Raw genomic sequence first — 16,248 nt, forward strand, 5'->3', positions numbered from 1 at the left:
CCTTCGTTACCGGCGTCTTTGGCCATGCTGCCTCTTGGCCGCGAGGCGTTCAAGAGAACTGTCAAAGCTGCCGTCGGGCCTGAGAAGCGGATATAATTGAAGGCCGCCTGATAAATAGGCAGCCCTAAGCTCAACGGGCCGCGGGCCCGCTGTAATAACTCGCACCGTGCTCCCGCGCACATCTTCGATCCAGCTTGCCAGATCCTGCGGCTTTCCAATCGTTGCCGACAAGAGCAGAAGTCTGATCCGCGGAGGCGAAAGTATGATCGCCTCTTCCCAAACGTGGCCACGCTCATTATCGGCCAAATAATGGGCCTCATCGAGTATCACAAGGTCGGTGCGTACATCGAAGCCGCCCCGCAACGCGTCAAAAAGCTGATTTCTATAGATCTCAGTAGTGCCTACTATCAGCGGAGCGTCGGTATTCTCTTTCCTGTCGCCCGTCAAAATGCCGACGTTCCCGGCACCGAAGGCATCGGAAAATTCGCTGTATTTCGAGTTGGTAAGAGCTTTTAGCGGCGTGGTGTACCAAGCGCGCTTTCCCATTTCGAGCAGCCGGCGTATCTCTTCACGTGCGATCCATGTCTTTCCGCTGCCTGTCGGAGCGGTTACAAGCACGTCGTTCTCTTCGATCGCCGCAAGTGCCTCGATCTGGAATCTATCGGCAACGAACGGCGTCGGGGCGGGAACTCCGATGCCCGACAGCAGGCGTTCGACCGCTTGATGGCGTGCCGGTGAAAGCGGCGGCTCAAGTTCCACAGAACTTTCGCGTGCAAGCCGGCGTTTATCAGTTCGTTCTTTGTTTTGGCGGCGGTTGGGGCGTCGGCCCTTGTACCGCCGGTCGAAACGAGGCATTCGCATAGTTTATTGCCTGTATGGAACGAAGTCTAATCCTTTTCGCCGTTGAAAAACGATGTTATGATAGTAAGTTGCCTCGCAACCATTGAGCGGGGTTCTTGCGTCTAAGAAGCGAAAGGCCGGAGACGCGAACTATATGTTTGAATCATCTTTATTTGAACAGCCGTCCCCCATCGAGCAGCCTGTCGTCAATGAGGCTCAAAGCGGCGGTTTATTCAACGATTACGAGCTGAAGGGCTGGCAGCTAGGGCCGAGGATCTATAAGATCATCGGCATTTCGGCGCTTGCCAACATACTCGCCCTGCTCGTCTTTGCTCAGACCTCCATTTTGACGATGAAGGGCTGCGACAGTCCGCTTGTCGGAAATGTCTGTCGTGTGCTTGATACCGTCTATGTCGGAACGCTTCTCTTCGGCACCGATCGACAAATGGTCGATCAGGATTACGAAAAGACCGAGCTAGCCGATGCGGATATCACTTACGTTGACCTGACAAATGTCGATACGTCGAAACTGGAATATCCCGAGGGCTACTTTCAGATCGCGAATCCTGAGCAATTTACCGTTGACCCTGCAACCGGTGAATTGGCTGCAACAAAGCCGGGAGAGATCGCTCCCGGCATCCCGATAGGTGTTCCGCAGACCGCTCCGGCCACATCCGGTTCTACGCTGTTCGACACTAAGCCGAACATCCCCAAAAAGAACCGAAATGTGATCGATGAAAGCAAGCTGCCCAATGGCATTGACGACGCCACTGCTGGTGGGTCAAACCCGATCGCGAAGAATACGAAGGGACGCAAAGGAGTTCCGGAAGGCGGCATCAAGCCGAACGATCCGACATCGGACGACCCGACGAACAACGGAACCGTAGGTCAAAATCCTGCATCTACGCCGAAACCGTCGCCGGCGGCGGATGAGCCGACGCAGGATCGCTTTGGCGTCTATCTCAACAAGCGGCCGACCCGCGAATTTGCCGAGCAGGCGTTAAAGCAGATCGACGCAAAACAGGTTGACCTCAATACGCCTTTCAAGATAACGATGAAAGGCACGCTCGGGCTGGGAAAGGACGGAAAGACGACCATCCTGAAAGAGCCGCGATTAGTGCTTGAGAACGGCCAAACGGCGGGCGACCCCAAGATGCTGAAATTCGCCCAGGACGCGATCATTGCCTTTACGGACTCGGGCTGGTTCGGCTACCTTTCGGCGTTGAGCTCGAAAAATGTTGTTATAATGCTTGAGCAATCGGATTCCGGCGTGGTCGCGCGTATCACAGCGGATCAGCCGGATGAGAACTCCGCAAATATGGCGGCAAACGGGCTTCGAGGCCTGCTGACAGGAGCTCAAAGTTTTGCGGTTGACAATGATGAGAAGATTTTCCTGCAAGCCGCCCAACCCGGTGCTGATAAGAAAACATTCTTCGTCAACTTTCAGCTTCCGAAACAGATATTTACCGAGATGATCCAACGAAAGCTTGCCGAGCAGAAGGCCTCGCCAAAGCCTTCGCCCGGACAGCCCGATGGCAGCACAACAACCGGAAAATTAGCGAATAACACGGCACGTAAATAAGCTTGAGCCTAAATAAGAACAACTCGCTTCTCACCATCGTAACGCTCGGCGTATATCTCGGCCTGCTGCTTGCGGGCGGGGCACCGCAGGCGCTGGGGCAGGCCGCTCTTACAAAGCAGTTCGATGTAAAGGACGAGATCGAGTTCAAGGACGAACTTGACAACAAACCCGATGACGCCGCGGACTTCCTCGACGAGGTGTTTACGCTCATCCGCAACCTCGACGGACTCGCAAAAGAGAAGAAATTCGATTGGACCGCAAATAATGACCTTGCGATCGAAGGCTTTGGGATCTGCGAGTCCGATGAAAGCGACTCTTACCTTGGCTTTTATTCTGCAAATATCGGTGATGCTCCGCGGATCCAATTTAATCGTGCGGGCGTTGCCATAGCCAAGGAGCTGATCGAGCAAAAAGTGGCCGCGAACGCGGGCACAAAGTATGCTGATTGGCGCGAGGGCGTTGATGTCCGGCTTCAAACCGACGGCTCGCTCATAACTTTTACGGCAAAGGTTCGCGCTAACGATCCGACGGCTGCCGGGCAGCTCGGTGCAATAATTTCCGCAGCGGTTGCCAACCGAACATCCGCACGGATCGTAAGCGGCCCGCAGATACTCGCAGAAAAGACCACATCCGAGGTCGATGACGTTGCTGTTATTCTCGTTACGCGCCTTGCCCGTTCCGACCTCGACGCCCTGCTTACCGCCAAGGCATAGCAGCGGCGAGAAATCTCTTTTTCACCTCGCCATTTCCAAAAAAATATCAGCATACCCGAGTCTGTCGCCTTAACACGAACGCAGACCACGGAAATTTACGAATGAGGTTCTTATGGCTGTAAACAGTTTCGCAGATAAATTGGTTAAGAAGGTTTTCGGATCATCGAGCGATGTATTCCTTAAGAAAGTTAAGACGACGGTCGCCGAGATCAATTCGCTCGAACCGCGATTTCTAGCGATGAGCGACGACGAACTGAAAGCACAGACGCCGAAGTTCAAAGAGATGATCGCAAAACACATCGAAGGTATCGACGATAAGGACGAACGACGAAAGGCAGAGCAGGATATACTCGATCAGCTTCTGCCCGAGTCATTCGCTACCGTTCGCGAGGCATCAAAACGCGTTACCGGAATGCGGCATTTCGATGTTCAGCTCATCGGCGGCATCGCCCTGCACCAAGGCCGCATCGCCGAGATGCGTACGGGTGAAGGTAAAACGCTCGTTGCCACACTTCCCTCGTATTTGAACGGCCTCACAGGCCGCGGCGTTCACGTTGTTACGGTGAATGATTATCTCGCGAGCCGCGACGCCGAATGGATGGGCCGCATCCACAAATTCCTCGGCCTCGATGTCGGCTGCATCCAGAATGATATGGATGACGTCGCACGTAAGGACGCTTATGCGTGCGCGATCACCTACGGCACGAACAACGAATTCGGCTTTGATTATCTGCGCGACAACATGAAGTTCGATGTAGAATCGCTCGTACAGCCCGATCACTATTTTGCGATCATCGACGAAGTTGACTCGATCCTCATTGACGAAGCACGAACACCGCTCATCATTTCGGGAGCATCTGAAGAAGCGACCGATAAGTATTACACCGCGAACCAGATCATTCCGCACCTTGAACTCGGCCATAAGGACGAAGAAACGAAAGTAACCACGGGTGACTATCTGCTGGACGAAAAGAATCATTCAGCCGTGCTGACGGAACAAGGCGTTACCAAAGCCGAACGCCTGCTCGGTGTCTCGAACCTCTACGACCCGTCGAACATGGATATTCTCCATTGCGTCGAACAGGCGCTCAAGGCACATACGCTCTATAAGCTCGACCACCATTATGTCGTCCAGGATGGTGAGGTCATCATCGTCGATGACTTCACCGGACGCCTTATGCAGGGCCGGCGTTGGTCGGACGGGCTGCACCAGGCCGTCGAAGCAAAAGAAGGCGTCAAGATCGAGCGTGAGAACCAAACCCTTGCAACTATCACGCTGCAGAACTACTTCCGTATGTACGAAAAACTCGGCGGCATGACAGGTACTGCCGAGACCGAGGCTGAAGAATTCAATGAGGTTTACGGTCTTGACGTCGTCCAGATCCCGACAAATATGCCGATGATCCGCAAGGACACACCCGACGTGATCTATCGCACGCTGCCGGAAAAGTGGGACGCCGTGGTCAAGGAGATCAAGGAGCTGCATGAAAAGGGCCAGCCCGTGCTTGTCGGTACCGTTTCGGTCGAAAATTCGGAGTTGGTCGCGGCCAAGCTGAAGGCGCTCGGCGTTCCGCACAACGTGCTGAACGCAAAATACCACGAACGCGAGGCCGAGATCGTCGCACAGGCAGGCCGCAAGGGAGCGGTTACCATTGCAACGAACATGGCCGGCCGCGGTACTGATATCCTGCTCGGCGGCAACCCGGAATTCCTTGCCCGTGAGTACTTGAAACGTCAAGAGATCGATCCCGATGAGGCAACGGAAGAACAGTTCGAGGCGGAGTTGGCGAAGGCGAAAGCGGTCGTAAAAGAAGAGGCTCTTGCAGTGCAAGCCGTCGGCGGACTGCATATTCTCGGTACCGAAAGGCATGAATCGCGCCGCATCGACAATCAGCTTCGCGGCCGTGCGGGCCGTCAAGGCGATCCGGGAAGTTCGCATTTCGTCCTCTCACTCGAGGACGACCTGATGCGTATCTTTGCGGGCGACAAGGTTCGCTCGATGATGGAATGGCTCGGTATGGAAAAGGGCGTCGCTATCGAGTCAAAGACCGTTTCGCGGCAGATCGAGCGTGCACAGAAGGCGGTCGAGGCGCGCAACTTTGAGACGCGTAAACACGTCCTCAAATACGACGACGTTATGAACCGTCAGCGCGAAACGATCTACGGGTTGCGGCGGCAGCTTATGTTCGAGCCCGAACATCGCGAATATTTGCTCGGCGACCGAGGCGTCGCCAAGGATCTGCTTCACGACCTAACCGCAAGCTTTTTGGCAAATGATATCCATCCGGACAAATGGGATGTCGATACCTACGCGGCCGAGATCGAGAATATTTACGCGGTCGATCCCGCTCTTGATGCACATGTGGACTTCAAGAGCATGAACTCCGATCAGATCGAAGACGCTATCTGGGCGAAGGCCTCGGCAAACTATGCCGAAAAGGAAAAACTCGCGGGCGGCGACAGCCTTCGGGCATACGAGCGTTACATAATGCTCAACATCATTGATTCGCAGTGGAAGGATCATCTGCTCTCGATAGACCATGTAAAGCAGGGCATCGGCCTTGTTGGCTACGGACAAAAAGACCCGTTGGTCGAGTATAAGAAGCAGTCATTCGATATGTTCCAGGATATGCTCGACCGTATCGACACCAATACCACAAAGGCACTCTTCAACCTCGAAATAGTCGTTAAGGATGAGCAGGAGGAAATGGAGCGGCTGCAAAGGCTTGAAATGCAGCGTTCACGCCGCCAGGCCGCCGGCATGGCATTCACCGGTGCGATGGCAACGGCAGATGCCGCCGGCGCCGAGGCCGCACGCCATACGCCGTTCGTCCGCGATCAGCCTAAGGTTAAACCGAACGATCCGTGCTACTGCGGCAGCGGCAAGAAATTCAAGAAATGTCACGGCGCGGGTGTATGATCGCTGTATGAAGCCATTTATTCTTTCATTCGTATTGTTGTTCCTGACGGGGGCCGTACTCGCTCAAGATACTTTTGAGACCGGCATTACCCAATATCGATCAATGGATTATGAGGCTGCTGTCGCGACGCTTAGATCCGTGACAGCAGCTGACAAGAATAATAAGATCGCATGGGTCTATTTTGGCGCCGCGTTACTACGCAGTAGCAACACAAAGGAAGCAGCTAAGGCATTCAGAAAGGGCAGGGCCGGAAGCCAAGATCTGACACCGGGCGACGATACACCGTTAAGAATTACGAACCGAACTCGTGTGCGATACACAGAAGCTGCCCGAGAAAGGCTTGTTACAGGCAGGATCAAGCTGGCGGTGGAATTCAGGTCCGATGGAACGATCGGCTTTGTATTTCCGTTTCAAACATTGCCCGACGGATTGACAGAAAATTCTATTGCCGCAGCAAGAGGACTTACGTTCGAGCCCGCTACTCGTAACGGATCTCCCGTTACAACAGTAGCCATAATTGAACACACTTTCGATATCCACTAATAGATGAGGAACAACGATCGTGACAAAGGCTGTCTTGAACGACGGCCTTTCTCTGTCAGGGGCGTTCTTTCATTGCAAGGATAATTACCACCGCGCGTTCTTCTCTCAGATGGGAGATTTTTCCGATCGCACATATCAAGTGCAGGAGAGCGACAAAGCAATGAGAAGTTCTATATTTACGGCCGGTGTGATCTTATCCGTCTGCATCGGCGTACTCGCATATTCGCAGTTCGATACAAATTTAACGAACACGGGCGAACAAAACACGGTAAGGGCCGCGAAAGAAGGCAAGACAATGCCGGCTTTCAGTTCTGAAGAGGCACTTAAGGCGAAGTTGAAAGCGAATGCTGCTCGACGCCGCGGCAGCTCTTTCCCCGCAGCCAACTCCGCTGACGGAGCGGGCATTACCGAACCCGCGGCCACAATGTCAGCAGCCGAATCAAAGAGTTCCGCCGATTCCAGATCAACGAACGACGAAACATCAATAACCAATACGCAGACAGCAGGCGTCGATGAAGGCGGCATCGTAAAGGTTCACGGCGATCATCTCGTCATCCTTCGGCGCGGACGTTTGTTCACCGTAAAGGTCGGCGACGGCGACCTCAACCCGGTATCGAATATCAATGCGTATCCGCCGAAGATCAGCCCGAGCGGCGATTGGTATGATGAAATGCTGATCTCGGGCGACACGGTCATCGTGGTCGGTTACAGTTACAGCCGCGGCGGCACTGAGATCAACTTGTTCGACATCTCGCCGCAGGGCTCGCTGGCATATCGCTCGACCTATCATCTGCGCTCTAACGACTATTATTCGTCGCGCAACTACGCCAGCCGGCTGGTCGGCACAAAGCTTGTATTTTATACGCCGCAGTATCTTGGTTACTCGGATGACCCGATGCGCTCATTCCCGGCGATCCGCCGCTGGCATAGCGGAGCTCAGGACAGTGAGTTTCGCAGTGTTGTCCCAGCGACGAGGGTATATCATCCCGCGATACCGGACGACGAGCTCGCCGCGGACGCCCTGCACACTGTTACGGTGTGTGACCTTGCATCAGGTGAAATGCGTTGCCAAGGGACCGCGGTCCTCGGCGGAGCAGGCCGAGTATTCTATATGTCGCAAAACTCCGTCTATGTGTGGACAACGGAGCAGAACCATCGAGATCGCACCGACAGCCGCTCGATGCTTTACCGAATGCCGCTTGACGGCTCGGCTCCCTCGGCTATCCAAGTCGCCGGTGCACCGGTCGATCAGTTCTCATTCTTTGAAAACGATAACGAGCAGCTCAATGTTGTGGTTCGCAGCGACGGACGCGGCGACCAAATGTGGAATGGCGAATACTCGATCGGCGATGTGGCTCTCTTTCGGGTCAGTACAGACTCATTCTCGGACGGCAGCAGCAAGGCATCCATCGAGAACTATCGGTCGCTGCCTAAACCGGAAGGATATACGTTCCAGAACCGCTTCGTCGGCGATTACGTTCTTTACGGAACCGGGAACGGCTGGAGTGATCAGAGGAATCGGTCGATGACGCCTCTTTACGCGGTCAATTGGCGTACGGCGACCGTAACCTTCCTGAATGTCGAGCACAGCGTCGATCGTATCGAGCCGCTCGGCAATGCCGCTGTCGTTGTAGGCATCAACGGGAACGACCTTTACTTTTCGCCGGTTCGCCTCGGGCGACGACCCGAGCTGCGAACACCGTATGTCCGACCGAATGCATCGCAGGGCGAACTTCGCAGCCACGGCTTTTTCTACAAGCCCGATGATGATAACAACGGTATGCTCGGGCTGCCCATCGCCCGCCAGGGCCGCGCGGGTTACCGGCATCTTATCGAAAACTCTGCGGCCATCATATTCCTTCGAAATAAAGGGCTAAACTTCGATGAAATGGGTGAGCTGGAGGCGCGGACGGCCTCGACAAATGACGGCTGCCGCGCGTCATGTATTGACTGGTATGGCAATGCCCGGCCGATATTCCTCCGAGGCCGCATCTTTGCCCTGCTCGGCTACGAGATCGTCGAGGGCCGTCTTAGCGACGGCCGCCTTTTAGAGAAACAACGCGTGAATTACTCACCTCGCGGCTTTACTGCCGGCCGAGGCGAATACGAAGAATGACGCTGTTCATTGCCCGATCTTCGGCGGCGCAAGCTTTTTCAGGCTTCCGTCGCCGGAGATGCGGCGCGAACCCGCGACCCTTTCCATCTGCGTCATCGCACGCAGAAAATTCCCGCCGAGCACCTTTCGGATCTCGATCTCCGTATAGCCGCGGCGAAGCATCTCGTAAGTAACGAGCGGCAGATCTTCAACGCCCCGCATACCGGCCGGAAGGAACGGCACGCCGTCAAAATCGCTCCCGATACCGATGTTATCAACCGTACCTGTAACCTTTTTGATGTGGTCGATGTGATCCACGATCACTGTGTAAGGTGCGATATAGATCGGATTTTCAGCATAAAGCTTTCGCTGCGCAGCGAGGAAGCCTGCCGGGTCATCCTTGAACTTCGCCCTCAACATTTCGAGCTGCGGCTTGAGCCGAGCGTCACGTTCATTTTCCTCGCGGTTAGTTCGCGCGTCGAGGAATGACGGATAGAAATTGATCATTATCACGCCGCCGTTCTTCGCAACACGCTTCAGCACAGCATCCGACACGTTCCGCGTATGATCATTCACGCCTCTCGCCGATGAGTGCGATGCGATGATCGGCGCAGTGCTGACGTCGAGCACGTCATTCATAACTTTTTCCGAAACGTGTGAGATATCAACGAACATCCCGAGCCGGTTCATCTCGCGTACCACCTCTTTGCCGAAGTCTGAAAGGCCGTTGTTCTTCGGTTTATCGTTGTGCGCGTCTGCCCAATCGTGTGAGACATTATGCGTAAGCGTCATATAGCGGATGCCGAGGCGATAAAAGTCACGCAGTGCAGAGAGGGAATTTTCGATCGCATATCCGCCCTCGATACCCATAAGGGCGCATATCTTGCCGGCCCTCTTTGCACGGCGTATGTCCTCGGCTCTCGTACACATCGACAGCGCGTCAGGGTGACGTTCGACCTCGCGATATGTCGCATCGATCAGATCCATTGCCCGACGCATACCGCCGCCGCCGCGATATGCCGCACCCGACACATAGATCGAAAAGAACTCGCCCGTTACGCCGCCGTCGCGCAGGCGTTTGATGTCAGTGTGATACGGGTCGCCGTCGCGGTGAAACTTACCGCGTGTATCGGTACCGAGGTCGAGATCCTCATCAACCATCGGCGACGTGATATCGTTATGGCCGTCGATGACTATCGCTCGTTTGTGTATCTGAAGAGCCTTTTTCCAAAGTACCGGATCGGCACCGCTCGGCATCATTTGCGAGAATGCATAGCCGGCAAAACAAAGACCGAGGAATACGGCTGTTATTACTTTCATATCGAACACGATTTTACTCGTTTTCGCATGTTTGGCATAACCTTTCTGTGGCAGATCTTCAAAAATAAAACGCTGGTAAAATAGTACCCAAATTTGTTATACTTTGTTTTGGCTGCACCTTCCTGCGGCTTGTCTTACCGGTATTTTCGTTATGTTTAGGGCATTTGAGCCCGGCGAGATCCCTACGCTTCGACCGTAAACTCCGATCCAAAATGGACAAGATCGAAAAAAGATCGCACTCGACGACCATCCCCGGTAAGCGTCCGGAGGAACCGCCCGTACCTGCCGAGGCGATGTACGAGAGCTTTATCGAGAACCTTCCGGTAATGTTCTATGCGGTCACGCCGAAGCCTCCGCATCGAGCGATTTATATGTCGCCGAATTTTGAGGAATTCGGCTATCCCATCGAGGATTGGCTTACCCAACCGGACATTTGGGACCGCGTGATGCATCCCGACGATCGTGAACACGTTCTCGGAAAAACACGTTCGGCCATGAAGCGCGGCCGTGACGTTGATTTTGAATATCGCATAGTTTGCAAGAACGGCGACATACGCTGGATCAGGGACAGGAGCTGCTTTATACGCGACAAGAACGGCAAGCGCATATGCTGGCAAGGCGTCGTTGTCGATATCACTGAAAGGCGGCTCGCAGAGCAGAAGATCGAGCGCCGCGAGTTGCTCTATCGGACCCTTGCACATAATATCCCGCAGGCTGCGGTCCTGCTTTTCGACAAAGATCACAGATATCTGCTCGCCGAGGGGAGCCAACTTCTTAAACATAAACTCAACGGAAAAAAGATCGAGGGCAAAACCCTAAATGAGGTCTTCGATAAGGGCGTTACCGAGGAATGGGCCGCACTCTACGACCGAACGCTCGCCGGAGAATCGATAAACCTGGAAAAGGCAACTGACGATGCCGTGTACCAGATCGACCTGTTGCCGGTTCGCGACGATGCGGGAAATGTTTTTGCCGGCATGGTTATGTGGCAGGACATCTCCGAGCGCAAGAACGCTGAAGAGGCCCTGCGAAAGAGTGAGGCTCAGTATCGCGATCTGTTCGATAACGCGAGCGATATTATCTACGTGAACGATCTGGACGGCTTCCTCTTATCGATCAATAAGGCAGCGGAACGCATATTCGGATACACGCGCGAAGAAGCGTTGAAACTGAACATAGCGCAGATTGCCGCGCCGGAACACGTGAACCGCGCCCGTGCAGCATTGGCCCGTAAGGTTCGCGGCGATGCGACCCAAACGATCTACGAACTTGAATGTCTTAGCAAGACAGGGCAGCGGATCGTGCTGGAGGTCAACAGCAGCGTGATCCTCGACAACGGAGAACCGGTCGCCATCCAAGGTGTCGCTCGCGACATCACAGAACGAAAACAGGCGGAAACCGCGATACGCCGGAGCATGGAAGAGACGCGGCGAGCAGCGGAAGCCGCCCGCAACAGCGAAGCCCGCTTTCGTGAGCTTTTTGAGAATGCGAACGACCTGATCTACACGCACGACCTCGACGGCAACTTCACATCACTTAACCGTGCGGGCGAGATGATAACCGGCTATTCGCGTGCGGAAGCTCTCGAGATGAACCTAAGTGATCTGGTCGCACCTGAGTTCCTCGAAACCGCCCGGACAATGTCTTCGAAAAAGGCCGAGAGCGATACTGCACATTCGTATGAGATCGAGATCATTGCGCGGGACGGACGCCGGGTCGTGCTCGATCTCAGCACCCGATTGATCGTCGCGAACGGCCGGCCCGTCGGTGTTCAAGGCATCGGCCGCGATATCACTGAAAAACGAGCTGTAAGAAACTCGCTTCGCGACACTCTCTCACTATTCGAGACCACCTTTGAATCTACCGCGGACGGCATCGTAGTAATGAGCCTTGACCGCAACATCGTCACTTGCAACAAAAAGTTCGTTGAGATGTGGCAGGTCGATCCGGAGATAATTAAGAGTAAGAACGGCGATGCACTGGTCGCTCATATTGTTTCAAACCTGATCGACGGCGAATCATTCCTTCGCGACCTTGACGAGACGTACAAAGATCCGAATTCTGCCGTATCCGAATTACTCGAGCTGACGAACGGCCGTATCTTTGAGCGGTATTCGCAGCCTCAATACCTTGACGGGAAGCCTATCGGACGTGTTGCGTGTTTCCGCGATATAACCGAACGCAGCCGGGCAGAAGAGCGTTTAAGGCATGTTGCACTTCACGACACTTTGACCAATTTGCCGAATCGCGCCGAATTTATGAATCATCTTCAGGCGGCGATCGACCGCACGCGCGGAAATGATTATGCAAAGTTCGCGGTCCTCTTCCTGGATCTCGATCGGTTCAAGGTGATCAATGACAGCCTGGGCCACGCGGTCGGCGACAAACTGCTGGTTGCCATTGCCGAACGCCTGCAGGCAGGCGTCCGCCCGGGCGATATCGTAGCGAGGCTCGGCGGCGATGAGTTCACTATCCTACTGAACAGAAGCGGAGTCGCAGAGGATGTCGCCGGAGTTGCCGAACGCCTTCAGCGAATGATCTCCGCACCGTTCAAGATCGACAATTACGAGGTTTTCACGTCGGCGAGTATCGGCATAGTCGCCTCGGGAACGCTCGACCGCCAAGCCGAGGATTTTCTCCGCGATGCGGATGCCGCGATGTACCGTGCCAAAGAAGCAGGAAAAGCACGTTATGAGGTGTTCGACCAAGAGATGCATGTTCGCAACATGAACTTGCTGCGGATCGAGACCGATCTGCGGCATGCTGTTGATCGTAATGAGTTCGAGGTACATTATCAGCCGATCGTGGACCTTAAGAACGGCACAGTATCCGATTTCGAGGCGTTGCTCCGCTGGCGCCATCCGGAGCTTGGGCTTATTACGCCAACTCGTTTCGTCCATGTTGCCGAGGAGACAGGTTTAATAGTCCCGATCGGAAAGTGGATCCTGACCGAGGCGTGCCGGCAGATCGCAGAATGGCGTAATAAGTTCGGAAGAAAATTCGCCGTCAGCGTAAATCTTTCGGCAAAGCAACTCATGCATCCGACGCTCACGGCTGACATCGACCAAGTACTTGTAACAACCGGGCTTGATGCCGATCAGCTAAAACTCGAAGTTACCGAAAGCACCGTTATGGAGCACAGCGAAAAGGCGTTAAAGGTTCTCACCGAGCTTGATTCGCTCGGGATCGACCTTTCGACCGACGACTTCGGCACCGGCTATTCGAGCCTTAGTTATCTTCAGAAATTCCCGTTCGAGCGGCTAAAGATCGACCGCTCATTCATTAACTTGATGGTCAAGGACACAAAGAGCGCCGCGATCGTAAAGACGATCCTTATGCTTGGTGAGAATCTCGGCATCAGCGCGGTCGCCGAAGGCGTCGAGACCGTACCGCAATTCGAAGAGCTCCGCCGCCTCGGCTGCAAGCTCGGCCAAGGATACCTTTTCTCGCCGCCGGTTCGTGTTAACGAAGCAGAGTCCATTCTCGCAAAAGGCCGCGACGCTTTCCCCATCTTTCATCGTCGTGTTCTTGCGTTGTCCGCTTCACCCATCGAGCTCGCCGAAGTGCAGTAACGGCGCTGTCCTCGCACCGCGGGCTGCTATCGGGTTTTTCAGACTGTCGATCAGGCGGCCTGCAAGCTCGGGGATGATGTCTTTTTCATTTGCGTGTGCTTGTGTGAGGATCACGATAATGAATTTCCTGCCGTCAGGAAACGCCAAATACGCCGCATCGTGCCGTGCGGTGCTTGTCCAGCCTGCTTTTGACCATAGCTTTACATCGCGCAGATCACGGTCGATCAAAGCTTTGCCAATGAATGCATGTGCCTGATCCGCTTCATCGCCTTTCACGAACGGTTCGCGGTGAAGCACTTCCATCATCCGATCAGAGAACTGCTTTCCGGCAATGCGTCCGGTTACTATCTCGGCGAACAACCTCGCGGTCGCATCGGTAGTCAGCATATTGCGGTTCTCGCCGTTCGGCCCGCGTGACTGCTGTTCGATCCCGTATGCATCGGTACAAAAGGTCTTTTGATTTACATTGATGCCGGTGTAGCCCAACGCCGTGAAAAACCGATTGACGCGGTTTCGCTTGAACTGCCAGCGCTCCAATTCCTTTGCCGGCAGTTCGGGCCCGCCCGTCGTCCCCGTCAGTACATCGACGATCAGTTGTGTGGCCTCATTCGAAGAATCGACGATCATATCGCGTTCGGCACGCCTCAATTCATTGCTTGGGACGATCTTGCCATCCTCGATCTGCCGTTCGAGAGCCGCAAGGTAGAAGAGCTTAACGACACTCGCCGGATACAGTTTGATGCCGCCCTGATAACTCGCATCGAACGCCTTTGCGGGATCTGAAAGGTCAATGACGGTTGCGGCAAGTTCTCCGTCCTTGATCCCTTTCGCCGACATTATCTTGCTTACCGCATCATCGAGAATTGCCTGCAGCGACGCAGAATGAACAACCGCTATCGGCTTATAGACCGCCGGCGGCAAGATCGCGGACCTTGACGACTCCTTCTGCCCGAAGGCTGTCGATGCCAAGGCCGCGGCTATAAACAAAACAAAAAGATGGAATTGCTTTTTCATTGGCTTAGTTTTCGATAATTATAAACCGAATTTCAAAAAACACGGCGGCAATTTTGCGGCAACCAATTGCCGCTAAGCTCATCCTACTTATTAACCGGGTGTATCGTGAACTGAATGAAGATCTTGAAGGAGGCGTGAACCGTGAAACGAGCTTTACTTTTGATATCGGCGATACTGCTTCTCTCCGCAGCGGCCTTTTCACAGGCTGTTGAAGACAGGATGCATCGAACCGTCGGCTACATCTCATCAAGCGGAACCGTTGAGGACAAGTCGCATCGAACGCTCGGCTTTATTCTCGCCAACGGCACGATCGAGAATTCATCACGTCAAAAGATCGGCTACATCAGCAGCAGCGGTGCCGTCAGCGAGAGGTCGCTGCGCACGATCGGCTATATTCTAAAAAGCGGTGTCGTCGAGGACAGATCACATATAACCATCGGGCGTGTTAATAGGAACGGTTCTGTCGAGGACGGATCGCACCGAACGATCGGCTATGCCAAGGGGATCAAGCTCGAACACGCGGCGATATTTTTCTTCTTTTTCTTCGGAAATAAATGACGGCTTTCGGTGAACTTCTGTCAGCTAAAGATCCCTTCCCCGAGGAAGTTCTTCCTTAAGTAGCTCACCGTATCATTCAGCGTCGCCTGCGGGTCGCGCGGCGTAAACCCGAGTTCGGCCTCGGCTTTTGCCGAAGTAAAATACCAAAAATGTTCAGCCTGCTCTACTTCGCTCGGTGCTATCGGCGAAGGTTTCCCCCAATTCTTGAACACTGAATCTATCAGGCCGGAACCGGCGACGGCCAACTTCTTCGGCACCTTCAGCCCCGGCGCCGGTATACCGCTTAGCCGTGACAGCCGTCCGAAGAACTCTTCAAACGTCATATTCGCCGCACCCAACAGATACTTTTCTTGGTGCCGCCCTTTTTCTATCGCAGAAATAATGGCGCTTGCGACATCACGCACATCAACAAAACTGATACCGCCGCCCGGACAATACGGTATCTTTCGCCCTAGCATGTCGAGTACGGGTTTTGTCGATGACAAACGTTCATCCTGCGGGCCGAGCAAAAGCGTCGGATTCATTATCACAAGCTTTCGGCCCTTGCCTTCAAAGCCTTCTATCGCAGTTCTTTCCTGAAAATACTTTGAGGCGTAATATGCCCAGCGTGTAATGATATCGAGCGGCGGCGGATATGTTTCGTCAAAGATCTGCGGCTCACGGCTCACGGCGATCGTACCGCTCGACGACGCCAGAACGAACGTGCCGACGCCCGCTTCTTTCGCGGCCTCGCATATAAGCCGCGTACCCTGCAAATGAACTCGGTTCATCAGCGCCGCATCTGCCTGATCGCGAGAGACCTTGCCGGCAAGGTGAAGCACGACGGACGCATTCTTGCACGCCGCAGCAAGGTCATCCGGCTCAGTTACCGAACCCTCAACGGGTGTTACGCCTGCGTCCTTCATCCATTCCGGTATGTGCGACGCAAGGACGGTCAAGTTATCGGCACCTTCATCAAGTAGGGTCCGCACAACCCACGCCCCGAGGAAGCCCGTGCCGCCCGTGATCAAAATCTGCCGTATTTTCTTTGCTCTTGGCATCTCACCCCTTACCTTTCAAAAAGATCATCACATTCACGCGAGGCACTCTG

The 16,248-nt window shown here is 54.3% G+C and carries 11 protein-coding genes; 7 read left to right on the plus strand and 4 right to left on the minus strand.

All coding sequences use genetic code 11. From position 1 onward, the window contains the following. Nucleotides 1-6: 6 nt before the first annotated feature. The gene (locus HS105_11540) at nucleotides 7-855 is read right to left on the minus strand and encodes a DEAD/DEAH box helicase (protein ID MBE7517219.1); all 849 of its coding nucleotides are present in this window, start codon (nucleotides 853-855) and stop codon (nucleotides 7-9) included. A gap of 139 nt (nucleotides 856-994) precedes the next feature. Here HS105_11540 and HS105_11545 point away from each other — a divergent pair, with 139 nt between their 5' ends. The 5 genes from HS105_11545 (at nucleotide 995) to HS105_11565 (ending at nucleotide 8,715) form a co-directional block, all read left to right on the plus strand. Next, a complete protein-coding gene (locus HS105_11545; protein ID MBE7517220.1) occupies nucleotides 995-2,422 on the plus strand; it encodes a hypothetical protein in 1,428 nt (475 codons plus the stop codon). Nucleotides 2,423-2,424: 2 nt separating this feature from the next. Next, nucleotides 2,425-3,135, plus strand: a complete 711-nt coding sequence (locus tag HS105_11550; GenBank protein ID MBE7517221.1) for a hypothetical protein — start codon at nucleotides 2,425-2,427, stop codon at nucleotides 3,133-3,135. Between the two features lie 112 nt (nucleotides 3,136-3,247). Beyond that, nucleotides 3,248-6,055 (plus strand): preprotein translocase subunit SecA, encoded by a 2,808-nt coding sequence (gene secA / locus HS105_11555; protein MBE7517222.1) that lies wholly within the window; start codon nucleotides 3,248-3,250, stop codon nucleotides 6,053-6,055. Nucleotides 6,056-6,062: 7 nt separating this feature from the next. Beyond that, nucleotides 6,063-6,599 (plus strand): energy transducer TonB, encoded by a 537-nt coding sequence (locus tag HS105_11560; GenBank protein ID MBE7517223.1) that lies wholly within the window; start codon nucleotides 6,063-6,065, stop codon nucleotides 6,597-6,599. 19 nt (nucleotides 6,600-6,618) lie between these two features. Then, entirely contained in the window at nucleotides 6,619-8,715 is a 2,097-nt protein-coding gene (locus HS105_11565) for a beta-propeller domain-containing protein (GenBank protein ID MBE7517224.1), read from the plus strand. 6 nt (nucleotides 8,716-8,721) lie between these two features. On the opposite strand, the gene HS105_11570 is transcribed toward HS105_11565, so the two are convergent. Next, nucleotides 8,722-10,014 (minus strand): membrane dipeptidase, encoded by a 1,293-nt coding sequence (locus HS105_11570; protein MBE7517225.1) that lies wholly within the window; start codon nucleotides 10,012-10,014, stop codon nucleotides 8,722-8,724. A 212-nt stretch (nucleotides 10,015-10,226) separates the two neighbouring features. On the opposite strand from HS105_11570, the gene HS105_11575 reads away from it, so the two are divergent. Next, complete coding sequence (locus HS105_11575) at nucleotides 10,227-13,586, plus strand: PAS domain S-box protein (protein ID MBE7517226.1); 3,360 nt, start codon at nucleotides 10,227-10,229, stop codon at nucleotides 13,584-13,586. Here HS105_11575 and HS105_11580 read toward each other — a convergent pair. Beyond that, nucleotides 13,557-14,600: a serine hydrolase gene (locus HS105_11580; protein MBE7517227.1), complete on the minus strand. Its 1,044-nt coding sequence runs from the start codon at nucleotides 14,598-14,600 to the stop codon at nucleotides 13,557-13,559. The genes HS105_11575 and HS105_11580 overlap by 30 nt on opposite strands. A 141-nt stretch (nucleotides 14,601-14,741) precedes the next feature. On the opposite strand from HS105_11580, the gene HS105_11585 reads away from it, so the two are divergent. Then, nucleotides 14,742-15,158, plus strand: a complete 417-nt coding sequence (locus HS105_11585; protein ID MBE7517228.1) for a hypothetical protein — start codon at nucleotides 14,742-14,744, stop codon at nucleotides 15,156-15,158. Nucleotides 15,159-15,178: 20 nt separating this feature from the next. Here the strand turns inward: HS105_11585 and HS105_11590 are convergent, their stop codons facing one another. After that, nucleotides 15,179-16,198, minus strand: coding sequence for an NAD-dependent epimerase/dehydratase family protein (locus HS105_11590; protein ID MBE7517229.1), 1,020 nt, complete (start codon nucleotides 16,196-16,198; stop codon nucleotides 15,179-15,181). Nucleotides 16,199-16,248 lie beyond the last annotated feature (50 nt).

Origin of the sequence: Chloracidobacterium sp. (assembly GCA_015075585.1) — a bacterium.
Lineage (GTDB): Bacteria > Acidobacteriota > Blastocatellia > Pyrinomonadales > Pyrinomonadaceae > OLB17.

What these genes read in the sequence shown, in the direction of transcription:
- HS105_11540 (MBE7517219.1), bottom strand. Translation starts at nt 855, where the DNA reads ATGCCTCGTTTCGACCGGCGGTACAAGGGCCGACGCCCCAACCGCCGC.
- HS105_11545 (MBE7517220.1), top strand. Translation starts at nt 995, where the DNA reads ATGTTTGAATCATCTTTATTTGAACAGCCGTCCCCCATCGAGCAGCCT.
- secA (MBE7517222.1), top strand. Translation starts at nt 3,248, where the DNA reads ATGGCTGTAAACAGTTTCGCAGATAAATTGGTTAAGAAGGTTTTCGGA.
- HS105_11560 (MBE7517223.1), top strand. Translation starts at nt 6,063, where the DNA reads ATGAAGCCATTTATTCTTTCATTCGTATTGTTGTTCCTGACGGGGGCC.
- HS105_11570 (MBE7517225.1), bottom strand. Translation starts at nt 10,014, where the DNA reads ATGAAAGTAATAACAGCCGTATTCCTCGGTCTTTGTTTTGCCGGCTAT.
- HS105_11575 (MBE7517226.1), top strand. Translation starts at nt 10,227, where the DNA reads ATGGACAAGATCGAAAAAAGATCGCACTCGACGACCATCCCCGGTAAG.
- HS105_11580 (MBE7517227.1), bottom strand. Translation starts at nt 14,600, where the DNA reads ATGAAAAAGCAATTCCATCTTTTTGTTTTGTTTATAGCCGCGGCCTTG.
- HS105_11590 (MBE7517229.1), bottom strand. Translation starts at nt 16,198, where the DNA reads ATGCCAAGAGCAAAGAAAATACGGCAGATTTTGATCACGGGCGGCACG.